This window comes from Variovorax soli NBRC 106424, from assembly GCF_001591385.1.
In the GTDB taxonomy this organism is placed as follows: domain Bacteria; phylum Pseudomonadota; class Gammaproteobacteria; order Burkholderiales; family Burkholderiaceae_C; genus Variovorax; species Variovorax soli.
Genome location: NZ_BCUU01000113.1, coordinates 1 through 15,308 on the forward strand (window position 1 = coordinate 1; position 15,308 = coordinate 15,308).

Below are 15,308 nucleotides of genomic sequence, written 5' to 3' on the forward strand. Positions count from 1 at the left end.
GGGCGCGCGCCAGCGGGCACCTGCGGGGCCAGCCGCACCTGGCCGGCCGCCACATGCGTCTTGCGGCCGTCGAGGTCCGTCACCGTCAGCCCCCGGGTCGCGACCGCGTCGAGCGTGCGTGGCCGGCCCACCAGCGTGACGGGCACGCCCGCGGCCGCCAGGCTGCCGCCCAGGTAGCAGCCGATGGTGCCGGCGCCCATGACGAGGACTTCACCAGGAATGCGCAGGGTCATGGCGGGAAGAAATTCGGTTTTGAAGAACGATTGCGGCGCCGATGATGCCTCAAGGCAGCGCCGCCGATTCACCCTTGGCCGGGCGTGCGCAAAGCCAGTCCAGCTCCATGCGCAGCACGCGGATCGCGTGCTCGTGCTTGCGGGTGTGGCGGCCCCGGCCCTTCTCGCCGGCGCGCAGCACCAGGCGCAGCTGTTCGCGCTGCAGTTGGCCCTTGAGCCGGCCCGCCCGCCGGCCATGGCGCCGCGCCAGCTTGCGCCGCACGGCGAGGCGGCGCAGCGGCGCGCCCAGGCGCCGGCGCTCGTCGCCCTGGATGAGTTCGCGCTCGGGCACGAAGTAGGCGGCCAGCGCCTGCAGGTGCCGGCTCTCGCTGCGCGAGGCCACGCGCCAGATCAGCCCCACGGCGATCAGCGCCGGCACGCCCTTGACGAAGGTCAGCGCCACCATCGAGGCCAGGCCGTTGCCGGGAATCCAGTCGTTCACGAGCGGCGAATTCCACACGAAGTGCAGCGCCCATGCCAGAAGGAAATACTGCAGCGCCAGCAGCATGCGCAGCGCCAGGGCCAGGTCGTGCCGGAACTTGAAGCACACCACGCCGAAGGCCGCCACGGTGGTGTAGGCCGCATGGCTCCACAACCCATTGAGCAGCCCGCGCATGACGAAGTTGTGGGCCACCGGCAGGAGCTGGCTCTCGGTGACGAAGTACACGGCCGAGCTGACCGTGTAGCCCAGGTTCTCCACCACCTGGAAGCCCAGCCCCGACAGTGCGCCGAGGATCAGGATCGAATGCGGCGTGCGGAACTGGTTGCGCGCGATCTGCATGATCAGCACCACGCCGATCAGCTTGAGGAACTCCTCGGTGATGGGCCCCGCCACCGCCGACCCCCATTCCGCCGCGAAGGTGGGCGACACCAGCTTGGCGCACAGGCCGAGGATCGCCTTGTTGGCTGGCTGCGCCAGGTGGGCCGCGCCCAGCCCGCCCCAGGCGAAGGCCATCACGAATCCCAGCGGCGGATGCTCCTCGTCCAGGTCGAGCATGTGGAAGAGCGCGAGAAATGGCACCGTGTAGAGCGACCACAGCAGCACGCCCGAGAGCACCGTCACCGGCACCACGCGGTAGCCGGTGGCGAACATCCTGAAGATCGAGAACGCGCCCAGGGCCAGGAAGAACACCAGCAGCCAGAAGGCCGCGCGGCGCGGCTGGTAGAAGCTGTCCAGGCCGATCGGCCAGTCGTGGGGCGCTGCCGCATCCGTTGGCCGGACGCTCATGGCCGCGGCTCCATGCGCAGCGAGTCGACCATGGCCTCGGCCTCGTCCAGGCTGTTCTCCGCGCCTTCGGGCACGCTGTGGAAGTCGACCTGGATCACCAGCTGCCGGGCCGTATCGGTGACCTGCCAGTAGCGCCCCGCCATGCTCGGCCCGGCATAGCCGAAGGTCATGCCGCGCAGGCCGCTGCGCGTCTTGAACGGCTCGGGCTCGTCCTCCAGCGCCAGCCGCTGGCCGCGCTCCATGCGGGCGCGCTGGCGCAGCAGCGGGCCATCGGGGCCGCCGCGCCATTCCTGCACGCGGATGCTGAAGCGGTTGGCGCCGTGGAAGATGGCCGATGTGCTGCCGGTGCGGCTGCGCGCGGTGTCGAGCTTCCACTTGGGCGCCGGCTCGTAGTACACGCCCCGCCCCACCTCCAGCTCCATGCCGGGCGCGATGCGGCGCTCGCCCGGCACGCTGTCGTTCCAGGCCGTGAGCCCGCCGACGAAGCCGGCGATCAGCCCGAAGATGAGCACCGAGACGCCTAGCGTGCGATAGGGCACGCGGCGCGGCAGTTCGGGCACGCGGGGCCCACCTTGGGCCGCCGCGCTGGAAAGTGCGTTGGAAGGCGGCAACGGCATGGCCCGGCCGCTGCCTCGGGGCATCAGGCGCGCTGCGCCACCCAGCCGCGCACCGATTCGAGCGCGGCCGGCAGGGCGGCCGCATCGGTACCGCCGGCCATGGCCATGTCGGGCTTGCCGCCGCCCTTGCCGCCCACCTGCTGGGCGACGAAGTTGACCAGCTCGCCGGCCTTGACCTTGCCCATGGTGTCGGCCGTGACGCCGGCCGCCAGCTGCACCTTGGCGCCATCGACCGCGGCCAGCACGATGGCTGCCGTCTTGAGCTTGTCCTTGAGCTTGTCCATGGTTTCGCGCAGCGTCTTGGCGTCGGCGCCGTCCAGCTTGGCGGCCAGCACCTTGATGCCGTTCACATCCACCGCCTGCAGCGCCAGTTCGTCGCCCTGCGACGAGGCCAGCTTGCCCTTGAGCGCGCCGATCTCGCGCTCGAGCGAACGCACCTGCTCCAGCACCTGCGTCAGGCGGATGCCCACGTCGGCCGGCGGCGCCTTGAGCGTGGCCGCCACGCTGTGCACCGTGGATTCCAGGTCCTGCAGGTAGCTCAAGGCATTGGCGCCGGTGACGGCCTCGATGCGGCGCACGCCGGCGGCCACGCCGCCTTCGCTCACGATCTTGAAGAGGCCGATGTCGCCGGTGCGCGCCACGTGCGTGCCGCCGCACAGCTCGCGGCTGGTGCCGATGTCCAGCACGCGCACCGTGTCGCCGTACTTCTCGCCGAACAGCATCATGGCGCCGGTCTTCTGCGCGGCCTCCATGTCCATGATGCGGGCCTGCGTGGCCGCGTTGGACAGGATCTCGGCGTTCACCAGCTTCTCGATCTCCAGGATCTGCTCATGCGTGACGGGCGCGTTGTGCGCGAAGTCGAAGCGCGTCTTGTCGGCATCCACCAGCGAGCCCTTCTGCTGCACGTGACTGCCCAGCACTTCGCGCAGGGCCTTGTGCATGAGGTGGGTGGCGCTGTGGTTGCGCACGGTGGCGGCGCGGCGCGCGCCGTCCACCTGGGCCTTGACCGCGTCGCCCACTTTCAGGGTGCCCTGGGTCTGCACGCCGTGGTGGCCGAACACGTCGGACTTGATCTTCTGCGTGTCTTCCACGCCGAACTGCACGCCCTCGGCAGAGATGATGCCGTTGTCGCCCACCTGGCCGCCGCTCTCGGCATAGAACGGGGTGGTGTCGAGCACCACGATGCCGGGCTGCCCTTCCTTCAGTTCATCGACCGGCGCGCCCTCGAAGTACAGCGCCAGCACCTTGGCCTCTTCCTGCAGGTGCTCGTAGCCGGTGAAGACGTTGCCGGCGCCGGCGTATTCCACCGCGCGCTCCATCTTGAACTTGCCCGCGGCGCGGCCGGCGGCCTTCTGCTTTTCCATGGCGGCGTTGAAGCCGTCCACGTCCACCGACACGTCGCGCTCGCGGCACACGTCCTGCGTCAGGTCGAGCGGGAAGCCGTAGGTGTCGTGCAGCTTGAAGGCCACCTCGCCGGGCAGCACCTTGGCACCACCGGCCAGGGTGGCGTCGAGGATTTCCATGCCGTTGGCCAGCGTCTCGTAGAAGCGCTCTTCCTCGGCCTTGAGGGTGTCGGTGATGCGCTTCTGGTCGGCCACCAGCTTGGGGTAGGCCTCGCCCATGAGCTTGACCAGGTCGGGCACGATCCTGTGGAAGAAGGGCTTCTTCTGGCCCAGCTTGTAGCCGTGGCGGATGGCGCGGCGCACGATGCGGCGCTGCACGTAGCCGCGGCCTTCATTGGAGGGAATGACGCCGTCGGCCACCAGGAAGGAGGTGGCGCGCGCATGGTCGGCAATCACCTTGAGCGAGGCGTTGGTGAGGTCCGCGGTGCCGGTCTCGCGTGCCGCGGCCTTGATGAGCGCGTCGAAGATGTCGATCTCGTAGTTGCTGTGAACGTGCTGCAGGATGGCCGCCAGGCGCTCCAGGCCCATGCCGGTGTCCACGCAGGGCGCGGGCAGCTTGACCACGCTGCCGTCCGGCTGCATGTCGAACTGCATGAACACGTGGTTCCAGATCTCGATGAAGCGGTCGCCGTCTTCGTCGGGGCTGCCCGGAGGGCCGCCGGGGATGTGCGGGCCGTGGTCGTAGAAGATCTCGCTGCAGGGGCCGCAGGGGCCCGTGTCGGCCATCATCCAGAAGTTGTCGGACTTGTACTTGCCGCCCTTGTTGTCGCCGATGCGGATCACGCGCTCGGGCGGGAGGCCGATTTCCTGGGTCCAGATGTCGTAGGCCTCGTCGTCGTCGATGTAGACGGTGGCCAGCAGGCGCTCGGCGGGCAGCTTGTACACCTGGGTGAGCAGTTCCCAGCCCCACTTGAGCGACTCGCGCTTGAAGTAGTCGCCGAAAGACCAGTTGCCCAGCATCTCGAAGAAGGTGTGGTGGCGCGCGGTGTAGCCCACGTTCTCCAGGTCGTTGTGCTTGCCGCCGGCGCGCAGGCACGCCTGCACCGACACCGCCCGGTTGTACGAGCGCTTGTCGGTGCCCAGGAACACGTCCTTGAACTGCACCATGCCCGAGTTGGTGAACATCAGCGTCGGGTCGTTGCCCGGCACCAGGGGGCTGGAGGCCACCACCGTGTGCCCCTTGGAGGCGAAGAAATCAAGAAATGACTTGCGAATGTCGGCGACGGTGAACGTGGGCTGGCTCATGGTGTGGGTGGAGGCGCCAAGCGCCGGGCAAACTTGCCGGCTAACTGCTTGATTCGATTGAACATTCGATTATAGGTTTGCCCCCCCCCGGCCGCGCCGGCCGGGAACAGGCAGCCGCAAGGGCCGCCATGCGGGCCGCTTCAGCCCTGCAGGGGCGGATGCGGAACCAGCGCCCGCATCACCGCGGCGGTGCGCGTTTCCACGCCCAGCTTCACGTAGATGTGTTCCAGGTGCTTTTGCACCGTGCGGACGCTGATGCCCAGCATGTCGCCGATGTCCGCATCCGTCTTGCCGGTGGCCAGGCAGCGCAGCACCTCGCATTCGCGCGGCGTGAGCGCCAGCGGCATCGGAACGAGCTCGAAAGGCAGGAACGGCGTGCCGGCGGCAGCGGCACGACCCTCGATTCGCGTCAGGTGATTCATGGCGAGCACCTCGCGTGGCTTGTTGTTCCACTACGCAAGCTTGCGTATTGGCCGGGCCTGGCGCCGGTGCAACGATGCCTCGTTTGTCCGCCTCGGTCCGTATTACTTTCTCAGTATAGAAAGTGCCGGGGCGTTCGTCTTGTGGAGGATCGAGCCATGGCCATCCGGGAAGACAAGCTCAACGAGTTCATGGGCAATTTCGTGCACGACATCGGTGCGGTGATGCACGCGGCCACCGTGGTGGTGGGCGACCAGCTGGGCCTGTACAAATCCCTGGCGGCCGGCCCTGCCACCGCCGAGGAGCTGGCCAGGCGGGCCGAGGTGGATTCGCGCTACCTGCGCGAATGGCTGTGCGCCCAGGCGGCCAGCGGCTACGTGGAGTACGACCCCGCCACCCAGCGCTTCTCGCTGAGCGAAGAGCAGGCCCTGGCGCTGGCCACCGAAGGCAGCCCGGTGTTCATTCCCGGTGCGTTCCAGATCGCGGTCGACCAGTTCAAGACCATCCCGAAGATGATGCAGGCCATGCGCACGGGCCTGGGCCTGGGCTGGCACGAGCACGACGCGTCGCTGTTCCACGGCACCGAGCGCTTCTTCCGCCCGGGCTATGCGGCCAACCTGGTCGAGCAGTGGATTCCGGCCCTGACCGGCGTGCGTGATCGCCTGGAACAAGGCGGCAAGGTGGCCGACGTGGGCTGCGGCCACGGGGCCTCCACCCTGCTGATGGCGCAGGCCTACCCGGCCTCGAGCTTCGTGGGCTACGACTACCACGCGCCCTCCATCGACTACGCGACCAACATGGCGCGCGAAGCCGGCCTGGACGAGCAGCGGGTGCGCTTCGAGGTGGCCAGCGCGCAGGACTACCCCGGCACGGACTTCGACCTGGTGGCCTTCTTCGACTGCCTGCACGACATGGGCGACCCGGTGGGCGCCGCCGCCCACGTCAGGAAGAGCCTGAAGCCGGATGGCAGCTGGCTCATCGTCGAGCCCTTTGCCAACGACACCATCGAGGAGAACCTCAACCCGGTGGGCCGGGTGTTCTATTCGGCCTCCACCTTCATCTGCACGCCGGCATCGCGGGCGCAAAAGGGCGCCATGTGCCTGGGCGCCCAGGCCGGTGAGGCGCGCACCCGCGACGTCGCGATGCAAGGCGGCTTCACGCAGTTCCGCCGGGCCACGCAGACGCCCTTCAACCTGGTGTACGAAGCGAGATAACTCCACTTTCGGGGAACAACGTACGCCCTGCCCGGGTCCAATGCCTGCCGCCGCGAGGCGTGGCCTTCATGCGGCGGCAGGAGGCATGGAACCATGAGGCAAATCAAGCATTGGCAGGATCCGCTGAGCGGGGCGCTCGGCTTGTGGCTGCTGGCCGCGCCGTGGGTATTGGGCTTCGCCCAGTCCACCACGCCAACGGCCAATTCCACGCTGGTCGGCATGGCCTTGATGGCCACCGCGCTGGGCGCCACCTTCGTGCCGCGTGCCTGGGAAGAATGGACCGAGGTCGCACTGGGCGTGTGGCTGGTCATCTCGCCCTGGGTGCTGGGCTTCGAAGGCTTGCTCAACGCGAAGATGAACGACATCGTGGTCGGCATTGCCGTCCTGGTGCTGGCCCTGTGGGTGCTGGCCACCGACAAGGACTACACGCACTGGGGCGCTGCCGCCCATTGACGCCACGGGCTGAGCCGCCAGGGCAAGCCCCCGGGTCCGCGGGCGGATCGGCGCCGCCCGGCGGATGACCGGCCATTTCGCCGCCGAAGTGCATGACACGGCTGTGTCACGCAGCGGGTTGCGCCTTGCCGCAGCCCTTTTTGTTCCGCCCAGCACGCCTTGCCGTTAGGATCGCCCGGACCAGATCGTCGGGATCGATAAGACACGGGGAAGGGATCACTTTTCAAGATGCGGGACTCCATCGGCCACTCCATGAAAGGCACCGGCACGGGGCGCCGCCGCCTGCCTGCCCTTTTCGGCCTCGCCGCAGGCCTGTTCGCATTCAGTGCGGGCGCATTCGCACAGCAATTCCATCTGCTGGAGAACCGGGTGCGCGACCGCGCCAATGGCATCCTGGCCCTCATGGCCTATTCGGTGGTGCCCGACCTCACGTCCAGCAACCTGTCGATCAAGAACGCCCAGACCGAGAACCCGTCGGTGTTCATGACCCAGCTGGGCGGCGGCGACACCATGAGCAAGAGCTTTCCGATCTACCTGGAAGGCGCCATTGCCTACAGCCGCTACGACCCGACCTTCATCGCCAGCGCCGGCGCCGACGCTCGCCGCGTGCCCACGCGCTGGAACACGCTCACCGGCACCGGCGGCGTGGGCTGGGACTTTCCGATCACCGACGAACTGGTGTTGCGCCCCATCTTCGATTTCGCGCTGGGCAAGATGGCCACCGACCTGAAGGTGGCGGAATTCGCGCTGGGCCGCATCACGGGGCGCGACTTCGACTTCCTCAAGGACGGCACCATGAACGCCTACGGGCTGGGCGGCGCCCTCATGCTCGACTGGGAGCACGTGCGCGAGGAATATCTGGTGGACGTGGAGCTGCGCTACACCGACATCCGCCTGCGCACCTTCGGCAACACCTCGGAGGCGGTGCAGGGCGAATCGTCCGCGCGCACCGCCAACCTCTACGCACGCTACCGCGCCCCCACCGGGCTGTATGCGCTGGACCGCCCGCTGCGCTACGTGCTGGAGCTCTCGCACTCGCGCTACCTGGGCAGCCAGGCCGACATCCTCGGCTTCGACTACCTCACCAGCCTGGGCGCCGGCCTGGAGCTGGACACCAGCGCCTTCAACCCGCTGTACGTCACGCGGGCGCGTGCGGTGCTGCGCTACATGTTCGGCAACAACGTGTCGGGCACTTCGCTCGGGCTGGCGGTGAGCTTCTAGCCTGCTGGCCGGCCATCAGTAGCCCACGGTGAAGCGCTGGCGCGAGTGTCGGGGCGATTCCAGCTCATCCACCAGCGCCAGCGCCAGGTCCTCGATGGAGATGCGGCTCGCCCCGTCAGCATCGACCAGGAGCTGATCGCCGCCGATGCGGAACTTGCCGGTGCGCTCGCCCGGCAGCAGCAGCGCCGAAGGCGAGACCAGGGTCCAGTCCAGCGGCGTGCCGGCGCGCAGCAGGCGCAGGCATTCGCGCGCGGCCAGGGCTTCGCCCTTGTAGGCCTCGGGGAAATTCGGCGTATCGACCAGGTCCACGCCGGGCGCCACTTCCAGGCTGCCCGCCCCTCCCACCACCAGCAGGCGCGGCACGCCGGCCTGCTCGACGGCTTTCAGGATGGGGCGCGGATCCACCACGCTGTACTTGACCGACAGGATGGCCACGTCGTGGCCGGCCAATGCGGCGGCGAGCTTATCCGTATCGGCCACGTCCAGCGCCACGGGCGTGAGCCCTTCACGCGGTGCCAGCGAGCCGGCCTGGCGCGCGATGGCGCTGACCTGGTGGCCGCGCTGCAGCGCCTCGGAAAGGATGCGCGAACCCACCTGTCCGGTGGCGCCGATCAATGCGATTTTCATTGGGTGCTTTCAATCAATACGAGTTGCGATGCTCGCAAGCGTAGGCTCGCAACCCCGTTTCGATAAGATGGACAATTCCTCTTTCTCAGTCCACTCAAAGTGAACAATCCATGCAGGCCACAGGCGGCGTGAACCTGAACCGGCTGGCGGTCTTCGTGGCCGTCGTGGAAGCCGGGTCGCTCTCGGCGGCGGCACGCCGGCTGGGCCTGGCCAAGACCATGGTCAGCGCGCACATCCAGCGGCTGGAGGCCGAAGTCGGCGCCAGCCTGCTGCTTCGCACGACGCGGCGCCAGAGCCTCACCGACGCGGGCGAGGCCTTCTACGAGGCGGCCCGCCGCATCGTGCTCGACGCACAGGAAGCCATCAGCGCCGCCGGCCGTGAGACCGCCGAGCCGCGCGGCACCCTGCGCGTGGCCGCGCCGAACGACTACGCAGCCAGCGTGGTGGCGCCGGTGGCGGTGCAGCTGCACCAGCGCCACCCGCAGCTCAAGGTGGAGCTGCTGGCCGGCGACCGAGTGGTGGACATGCTCAAGGAAGGCATCGACGTGGCCATCCGCGCCGGCCGCCTGGCCGATTCGGGCTTGCAGGCCACGCGCATCGGCAGCTTCACCGAATGGGTGGTGGCCAGCCCGCTGCTGTTCGAAGGGCGCGCCATGCCAAGGCAGCCGCAGGAACTGGCCCGACTGCCCTTCGTCGCCCTCTCGGTACTCCCGCAGCCGTTGACCTGGACGCTGACCAGCGCCAGCGGCCGCGCCAGGCGCACCCTGCGTTTCGAGCAGGTGATGTCGGCCAACACCTCGCACGCGGTGCGCTCGGCGGTGCTGGCCGGCGGCGGCCTGGCGGTGCTGCCCGACTACTCGGTCAAGGCCGAGGTGGCGGCCGGCCGCCTGGTGAAGGTGCTGCCGGAATGGTCGCTGCCCGAAAGCGGCATCTACGCGGTGTTTCCCGCGGCGCGGCACCGGCCGCAGAAGGTGCGGGTCTTTCTGGAACTGCTGCGCCTGCGCATCGGGCAGCAAGGCATCGCGGACGCGTTGGCGCCCGTTGCGGATTGACCGGCCTCAGCCGCCCGGGCCCGGCAGCACCGCAAACGACGAGTCGAGGGTGCGGCCGCTCAGCAGATAGCTCATGGCGCGGCGCAGCTCGCCGGGCATCACCGGCTTGTGCAGCAGCGGAACGCCGCTGGCCATGGCCTCGCGCAGGCGCTGCGGCGCGGTGTCGCCGGTGATCAGCAGCATCGGCAGGCCATGGCCGAACTCGGCGCGCAAGGAGGCCGCGGCGCCGGCGCCGGTGCGCTGCTCGCGCAAGCGGTAGTCGATGATGGCCATGTCGGGCCGGCGGCGCCGCGCATGGTCCAGCGCTTCTTCGATGGAGTCCGCGACGTCGCAGCTGCAGCCCCACGACTGCAGCAGTTGCTGCATTCCGGCGCGCACCGTTTCGTCGTCGTCGATGACCAGGACGCGCACGTCGGCGAAGGGGTGCCCTGGTCCGGAGGGCCCGGCGTGCGCGGGAAGTTCGCGCACGCCCTGCCCGGCCGCCGCCCCGACGCGCGCCAGCGGCAGGCTCAGCCGGAACACGCTGCCGCGCCCCGGCACCGAATCCACCGTGACCTGCTGCCCCAGTGCGCGCGCCAGGCCCTGGGCAATGGCCAGGCCCAGCCCCAGCCCCTTGCGGCGGTCGCGCTCGACGTTGCCCAGCTGGTGGAACTCGCGAAAGATCTCCTGGTAGGCCGAGGGGTCGATGCCCACGCCGGTGTCCCACACCTCCACCAGCACCTTGTCGCGCCGGATGCGGCAGCCCACCAGCACCCCGCCGCGCTCGGTGTAGCGGATGGCGTTGGACACCAGGTTGCGCAGGATGAGCGCCACCAGCGCCGGGTCGGCATCGACCCAGGTGTGCGTCTCGCGCGAGCGGTAGACGATGCCCTTGACGTCGGCCTGCGGCGCCAGCTCGTTCTCGATGCGGTTGAGCAGCGGCTGCAGCGCGAACACCTGGTTCTGCGGCTGCACCACGCCCGCCTCGAGCCGCGAGAAGTCCAGCAGCGTGTCGAGCATCTCGGCCGAGGCCTGCCAGGTGGCGCGGGCGTTGGCCAGCGCGGATTGCTGCGGCACCGTGAGCGGCGTGCGCGCCAGCACCTCGAGGAACAGGCCCTGCGCATGGATCGGCTGGCGCAGGTCGTGGCTGGCTGCGGCCAGGAACTTGGACTTGGCCAGGTTGGCTTCTTCAGCGTCCCGGTGCGCGGCCTGCGCGTGCTCGGTCTCCACGCGCAGGCGCTCGATCAGCTCCAGGTTCTCGAAGCGCAAGGCAATGGCCCGCCGCGCGGCGCGCGTGCCGTTGCGGGCCTGGCCGATCAGCGTGGCCAGGTACAGGGCGATCACCAGCGCCAGCGTCTTGTAGGCCGGATCGTCCAGGGTCCATAGCTTGGCCCCGAGCACCAGGCCTTCGGACACGGCGAACACCACGAACACCGGCAGGATCGGCGCCAGCGACGACATCGAGCTGCCCGCCACGCCCGCCAGCACCGCGACGACCAGCACGCTGCCGGCCACGGAGGTGGTGCCCAGCGTGGCCCAGGCGAGCGCGCCCCAGGCCGCGCCATCGATCAGGTTGAGCAGCATCTTACGCCGCATCAGCGCCGGGGCCTGCTCCGGCAGGATCTGCATGGCCAGCAGGCGCCGCGCGTCCCACGCCAGGTACAGCTTGAGCGAGACGATGACCACGCACCACAGCCCAAGCGCCAGGGCGTTCTGTTCGTTGGCCAGGAGCCAGACCAGGATGGCCGCCACCACGAGGGTGGGAACGAGGGAGCTGCCGATGTTGCCCAGCTGCAGGCGCAGCTGCTCGACCAGCATGCGGTCCTCGGGCAGGCGCTGGCCGGGCATCAGGCCACGATGCCGCGCCGTCGCGCCGCAAAGCCGGCCTCGGAGCGGCTGGACACCTGCAGTGCCGCCAGCACCGCCTGCACATGGCCGCGCACCGTGTTTTCCGACAGATTGAGGCGCCGCCCGATCACTTTGTTGGACAGGCCCTGGCACATGAGGTCGAGCACCTCGCTCTGGCGCGGCGTGAGCAGTGGCGATGGGTCGTCGGCAGTTGCTGCGCCGGTGGCCGCCATGGCGCCGCCTGCGGGAAACGCGTCCAGGCCGGCCGGCAGCCCGCGCCGGACCTGCGCGATGACCGCCAGGATCTTGTCGGCCGGGTCGGCCTTGGAGACGAAGGCGGCGGCGCCGCGCTCCATGGCCGTGCGGATCTTCTGCGGCGAGACCTCGGAAGACAGCATGATCACCGCCGCCTGGGGCCACTTGCGCTTGATCAGCGCGATGCCTTCCAGGCCATTCAGCCCGTGCAGCTGGATGTCCAGCAGCACCAGGGCCGGCTCGATGGGCGCGTGCATGGCCTCTTCCAGCGAAGCGGCTTCGCTGGCTTCCAGGTCTGGAATGGCCGCCGCCAGCACCATGCGCAAACCACAGCGAAAGAGCGAATGGTCGTCGACGAGAAGGATGCGAGGCGGCAGCAGCATGAAAAGAGGCAGGCGGAACTTGCAAAAGCAGTGCACCTCGAGAAGAAGGCGCAGTGGACATTTTGCCCAAGGCCGGCGCGGCGCAACCGGTCCAAATGGACTATTTACCGCACTGCCGCATGAAGAGAGGATCGCAGCACCGGCACCCACCCTCGCTCACAGGCACCGCCGGGCACCTCCCGACAGACTGAAGAGCGCCGCATGAAGCCACTGGTCCACGTCCAACGAATCGCGCCCAACGCCTACACCTACCGCATCAGCACCAACGGCACGCAGGCGGCGGACGACAGCGCCACCTTCGATTCGCTGGAGCGCGCGCTGTTCGATGCCGGCGCCTCGCTGGACCAGTACTTCACCAGCGTCGAGCTCAAGCTGGACGGACTGTTCATCGGCCAATACGCCACGCAGACCCTGCGCAGCCATCCCAGCGTCGTGGCCCAGCGCATCCGGCAGCATTTCCACCCGGCTCGCAGCTGCGATTGATCCGCACCCGCCTGGCGCCTTCGCGACATAACCCGTCCGATCTCAAGGGAACTCGACAAGCGATGCGGCGCTCCTTCCCGGGGTGACCCGCTCCTCGCATCCCCTGCCCTCCAACCGCCGCCGCTTCATGGCGTCTTCCGCCCTGGCCAGTCTCGGGTGGATCGCCGCGCCCGGACTGGCGCATGCGGCAGGCGCGCAATCTGCGGGATCGGCCTCCAATGTGCCCCCAGATGGGCCGGCCGAACCGCTGGTGCTTCTCGCCCGCGCCGAACTGGCCCGGCTCGGCCCGGCCATCGCGCAGCACGACCTGGTGGGCATCGCAGACTTCTCCCTGCCCTCGAACCAGCCGCGGTTTTACCTGGTCGACATGCAGGCGGGACGCGTGGCGCACAGCTTCCTGGTGGCGCATGGCCGCGGCTCCGATCCGCAGCACAGCGGACGGGTGCAGCGCTTTTCCAACGAAGTGGGCTCCAACGCCAGTTCCGAGGGCGCCTATCGCACGGGCGAGCAGTACATCGGCAAGCACGGCCGCTCGATCCGCCTGGACGGGCTGGACTCCAGCAACAGCAACGCCGAGGTGCGCGCCATCGTGATCCACAGCGCGCCCTACGTGAGCGCCGCCGTGCTGCAGGCCCAGGGCAAGCTCGGCCGCAGCGAGGGCTGCTTCGTGTTCTCGGACGACGACCACGAACTCGTGCTGGAGCGGCTCGGCCCCGACCGGCTGCTGCTTGCCGGCATGTTCTAGCCGCGGCCGCGGCCGGCATGGTTCAATTGCCGCATGGCGCAGCACGGCGCCGCAAACACCCCGGAGGGAACACATGACGACGACCTGGACTGCCTCGATCCCGCGCGCACGCCGCGCTGCCACTGCGCTGGCCCTGGGCGGCGCCCTGCTGGCCCTGGGCGGCTGCGCCTATTACGTGCCCGCCGCCTATCCCGTGACGAGCGCGGCGCCGGCCAGTTTCGACCGATCGTTCAGTGCGGCGTCCAATGCCATGCGCGACCAGGGCCTGGCCATCCGAACCGAGGACCGGGGCAGCGGCGTCATCGTCGGTACGCAAGGCGGGGCCACGGTGACGGCCAACATCCGCCAGCAAGCGGACGGCAGCGTGCGCGTGCAGTTCGACGCCAACGGCCCGCGCGACCCGGCGCTGATCGACCGGGTGTCGCGCGGGTATGACGCGTACATGGGGCGCTGAGCAGCCCCGCCCTCAGCCCATCTTGCGCGACAGGTCCCACATCGCATCGACCAGGCGGTCGATGTCGGCCGCGTCGTGCCACAGGTGCGTGGAGATGCGCACGATCCAGTGGTCGGGCACGCCGCTGCCCGCCACGTCCATCGGGCAGTTGACGTTGCGAATCACGAATCCCGGCGCATAGTCGCTGAGCAGGCGCGCGACGAACTGGCTGCTCTTCTGGCTGTTGGTGACGTCGGCCGCGTTGGCGAACGGATTGAACGAGGTCAGGGCCGACAACAGCTTGGGGTCGTCCTTGGGCGAATACAGCCGGTCCACGCCCCAGCGCTCGGCGATCTTTTCCTTCAGGTAGGAAGACAGGGCGAGGTCATAGGTCTCGATCTTCTGGCGCCCGATGCGGTCCCACACCTCGCAGGCCTTGGCCAGCGAGCGGAACATCGGCGCGTTCATGCTGCCGGTGCTCTGCAGCACGGCGGCGATGTCGTAGGTGGCGGTGCTGCCGGTGGCGCGCTCGGCCCACTTCACCCCCGGGGGCTGTGTGGGCGGGTAGCCGCTGCTCAGGACCGGGAAGAACGGCGGCAGCGGCGTCGGGTTGGAGGTGCGCACCTTGTTGCGCACGATCAGGATGCCGGTGGAGCCCGGCCCGCATTGCCACTTGTGGCCCGCGCCCGACATGAAGTCCATGCCCAACTCGGCGTAGTTGTAGGCCATCATGCCCGGCAGGTGCGCGCCGTCGACGATCGAGATCAGCCCATGGCGCTTGACCACTTCCATCAGCTCGGCAATGGGCAGCATGGTGCCGGTCTTGTAGGTGGGCGCGGACCACATCATGGCCCGCACGCGCTTGCCCTGCACCCGCAACTGCTGGATGCGCGCCTCGAACAGGTTCGCGTAGTCGCCCGCGCTCTGGTTGTTGCCGATGGGCAGCTTGACGTAGGAGGCTTCGACGCCGTAGCGGTCGATCGCGATCTGCAGCGGCGTGAGGCCGCCGCCGTGTTCATGGTTGGTGGTGACCACCACGTCGCCGCGCTGCCAGGGAATGCCGAGGATCGACACGCACATGCCGGCCGATGTGTTGTACGACATCACCAGTTCGTCAGGGTCCACGCCGAATCCCGGCGCGATCTGCTGGCGCTGCGCGAGGAAATTGCCGTAGCCGTTGCCCGAATCGCGCGCCAGCTGGCGGCTTTCGTTGTCGAAGTAGTCGAGCACCTCCTTGGGCATGGAGCCCGCGGTGCCGATGTTCATGAACACCTTGGTGGGGTCCAGCGTGAACATGGCTTCCACCTGGTTCCAGAAGCCCGTGTCCTGCGCCAATTGCGTGCGCATCGCGCCCGTCTTGGTGGCCGCGTGGGCAACGCCGCTGCCTCCACCGCCGCTGTCGCCGCCGCAGGCCGCCAGCGGGCCGAGCG

16 protein-coding genes are annotated in these 15,308 nt (G+C 68.9%); 7 read left to right on the forward strand and 9 right to left on the reverse strand.

Features of this window, described 5'->3' with window-relative positions; translation table 11 throughout:
• The 5 genes from VSO01S_RS22925 to VSO01S_RS22945 all read right to left on the reverse strand — a co-directional run.
• Positions 1–233: 2-dehydropantoate 2-reductase N-terminal domain-containing protein (locus VSO01S_RS22925; protein ID WP_281179857.1), on the reverse strand; the 233-nt coding region annotated here is incomplete at its 3' end.
• A gap of 49 nt (positions 234–282) precedes the next feature.
• A complete protein-coding gene (locus VSO01S_RS22930) occupies positions 283–1,500 on the reverse strand; it encodes a PrsW family intramembrane metalloprotease (RefSeq protein WP_068645105.1) in 1,218 nt (405 codons plus the stop codon).
• Positions 1,497–2,060, reverse strand: a complete 564-nt coding sequence (locus VSO01S_RS22935) for a hypothetical protein (protein WP_068645106.1) — start codon at positions 2,058–2,060, stop codon at positions 1,497–1,499. Before VSO01S_RS22935 ends, VSO01S_RS22930 begins: the two co-directional genes overlap by 4 nt.
• Before the next feature lie 80 nt (positions 2,061–2,140).
• Positions 2,141–4,765, reverse strand: coding sequence for an alanine--tRNA ligase (gene alaS, locus VSO01S_RS22940; protein ID WP_068645107.1), 2,625 nt, complete (start codon positions 4,763–4,765; stop codon positions 2,141–2,143).
• A 140-nt stretch (positions 4,766–4,905) separates the two neighbouring features.
• A complete protein-coding gene (locus VSO01S_RS22945; RefSeq protein ID WP_084242055.1) occupies positions 4,906–5,187 on the reverse strand; it encodes a response regulator transcription factor in 282 nt (93 codons plus the stop codon).
• A 156-nt stretch (positions 5,188–5,343) separates the two neighbouring features.
• On the opposite strand from VSO01S_RS22945, the gene VSO01S_RS22950 reads away from it, so the two are divergent.
• From VSO01S_RS22950 to VSO01S_RS22960, 3 genes are all read left to right on the forward strand, one after another.
• Positions 5,344–6,399 carry a class I SAM-dependent methyltransferase gene (locus tag VSO01S_RS22950; RefSeq protein ID WP_068645108.1) on the forward strand — a complete coding sequence of 352 codons (1,056 nt, stop codon included), beginning with the start codon at positions 5,344–5,346 and terminating at the stop codon, positions 6,397–6,399.
• 93 nt (positions 6,400–6,492) lie between these two features.
• A complete protein-coding gene (locus VSO01S_RS22955; protein ID WP_068645109.1) occupies positions 6,493–6,852 on the forward strand; it encodes an SPW repeat protein in 360 nt (119 codons plus the stop codon).
• 252 nt (positions 6,853–7,104) lie between these two features.
• On the forward strand, positions 7,105–8,073 hold the full coding sequence (locus VSO01S_RS22960) for a hypothetical protein (RefSeq protein WP_068645115.1): 969 nt from the start codon (positions 7,105–7,107) through the stop codon (positions 8,071–8,073).
• A 15-nt stretch (positions 8,074–8,088) separates the two neighbouring features.
• Here the strand turns inward: VSO01S_RS22960 and VSO01S_RS22965 are convergent, their stop codons facing one another.
• Positions 8,089–8,700 carry an NAD(P)-dependent oxidoreductase gene (locus VSO01S_RS22965; RefSeq protein WP_068645110.1) on the reverse strand — a complete coding sequence of 204 codons (612 nt, stop codon included), beginning with the start codon at positions 8,698–8,700 and terminating at the stop codon, positions 8,089–8,091.
• 110 nt (positions 8,701–8,810) lie between these two features.
• Between VSO01S_RS22965 and VSO01S_RS22970 the strand changes: the two genes are divergently transcribed.
• Positions 8,811–9,752, forward strand: a complete 942-nt coding sequence (locus VSO01S_RS22970) for a LysR family transcriptional regulator (RefSeq protein WP_068645111.1) — start codon at positions 8,811–8,813, stop codon at positions 9,750–9,752.
• 6 nt (positions 9,753–9,758) lie between these two features.
• Here the strand turns inward: VSO01S_RS22970 and VSO01S_RS22975 are convergent, their stop codons facing one another.
• Positions 9,759–11,579 carry an ATP-binding response regulator gene (locus VSO01S_RS22975; RefSeq protein WP_068645112.1) on the reverse strand — a complete coding sequence of 607 codons (1,821 nt, stop codon included), beginning with the start codon at positions 11,577–11,579 and terminating at the stop codon, positions 9,759–9,761.
• Positions 11,579–12,217, reverse strand: coding sequence for a response regulator (locus tag VSO01S_RS22980; RefSeq protein ID WP_174544761.1), 639 nt, complete (start codon positions 12,215–12,217; stop codon positions 11,579–11,581). Before VSO01S_RS22980 ends, VSO01S_RS22975 begins: the two co-directional genes overlap by 1 nt.
• Positions 12,218–12,418: 201 nt before the next feature.
• Here VSO01S_RS22980 and VSO01S_RS22985 point away from each other — a divergent pair, with 201 nt between their 5' ends.
• From VSO01S_RS22985 to VSO01S_RS22995, 3 genes are all read left to right on the forward strand, one after another.
• The gene (locus tag VSO01S_RS22985) at positions 12,419–12,700 is read left to right on the forward strand and encodes a hypothetical protein (RefSeq protein WP_068645113.1); all 282 of its coding nucleotides are present in this window, start codon (positions 12,419–12,421) and stop codon (positions 12,698–12,700) included.
• Positions 12,701–12,827: 127 nt separating this feature from the next.
• On the forward strand, positions 12,828–13,445 hold the full coding sequence (locus tag VSO01S_RS22990) for a murein L,D-transpeptidase catalytic domain family protein (protein WP_068645117.1): 618 nt from the start codon (positions 12,828–12,830) through the stop codon (positions 13,443–13,445).
• Positions 13,446–13,518: 73 nt separating this feature from the next.
• Positions 13,519–13,899: a hypothetical protein gene (locus VSO01S_RS22995; protein WP_068645114.1), complete on the forward strand. Its 381-nt coding sequence runs from the start codon at positions 13,519–13,521 to the stop codon at positions 13,897–13,899.
• A 12-nt stretch (positions 13,900–13,911) separates the two neighbouring features.
• On the opposite strand, the gene VSO01S_RS23000 is transcribed toward VSO01S_RS22995, so the two are convergent.
• Positions 13,912–15,308, reverse strand: a 1,397-nt coding sequence (locus tag VSO01S_RS23000) for an aminotransferase class V-fold PLP-dependent enzyme (protein ID WP_153305387.1), incomplete at its 5' end; no start/stop codon positions are given.

Bases quoted from the DNA above. Each gene is read 5' to 3' on its own strand.
- VSO01S_RS22930 (WP_068645105.1), bottom strand. From the start codon at position 1,500: ATGAGCGTCCGGCCAACGGATGCGGCAGCGCCCCACGACTGGCCGATC.
- alaS (WP_068645107.1), bottom strand. From the start codon at position 4,765: ATGAGCCAGCCCACGTTCACCGTCGCCGACATTCGCAAGTCATTTCTT.
- VSO01S_RS22945 (WP_084242055.1), bottom strand. From the start codon at position 5,187: ATGAATCACCTGACGCGAATCGAGGGTCGTGCCGCTGCCGCCGGCACG.
- VSO01S_RS22950 (WP_068645108.1), top strand. From the start codon at position 5,344: ATGGCCATCCGGGAAGACAAGCTCAACGAGTTCATGGGCAATTTCGTG.
- VSO01S_RS22955 (WP_068645109.1), top strand. From the start codon at position 6,493: ATGAGGCAAATCAAGCATTGGCAGGATCCGCTGAGCGGGGCGCTCGGC.
- VSO01S_RS22960 (WP_068645115.1), top strand. From the start codon at position 7,105: ATGAAAGGCACCGGCACGGGGCGCCGCCGCCTGCCTGCCCTTTTCGGC.
- VSO01S_RS22965 (WP_068645110.1), bottom strand. From the start codon at position 8,700: ATGAAAATCGCATTGATCGGCGCCACCGGACAGGTGGGTTCGCGCATC.
- VSO01S_RS22970 (WP_068645111.1), top strand. From the start codon at position 8,811: ATGCAGGCCACAGGCGGCGTGAACCTGAACCGGCTGGCGGTCTTCGTG.
- VSO01S_RS22975 (WP_068645112.1), bottom strand. From the start codon at position 11,579: ATGCCCGGCCAGCGCCTGCCCGAGGACCGCATGCTGGTCGAGCAGCTG.
- VSO01S_RS22980 (WP_174544761.1), bottom strand. From the start codon at position 12,217: ATGCTGCTGCCGCCTCGCATCCTTCTCGTCGACGACCATTCGCTCTTT.
- VSO01S_RS22985 (WP_068645113.1), top strand. From the start codon at position 12,419: ATGAAGCCACTGGTCCACGTCCAACGAATCGCGCCCAACGCCTACACC.
- VSO01S_RS22990 (WP_068645117.1), top strand. From the start codon at position 12,828: ATGGCGTCTTCCGCCCTGGCCAGTCTCGGGTGGATCGCCGCGCCCGGA.
- VSO01S_RS22995 (WP_068645114.1), top strand. From the start codon at position 13,519: ATGACGACGACCTGGACTGCCTCGATCCCGCGCGCACGCCGCGCTGCC.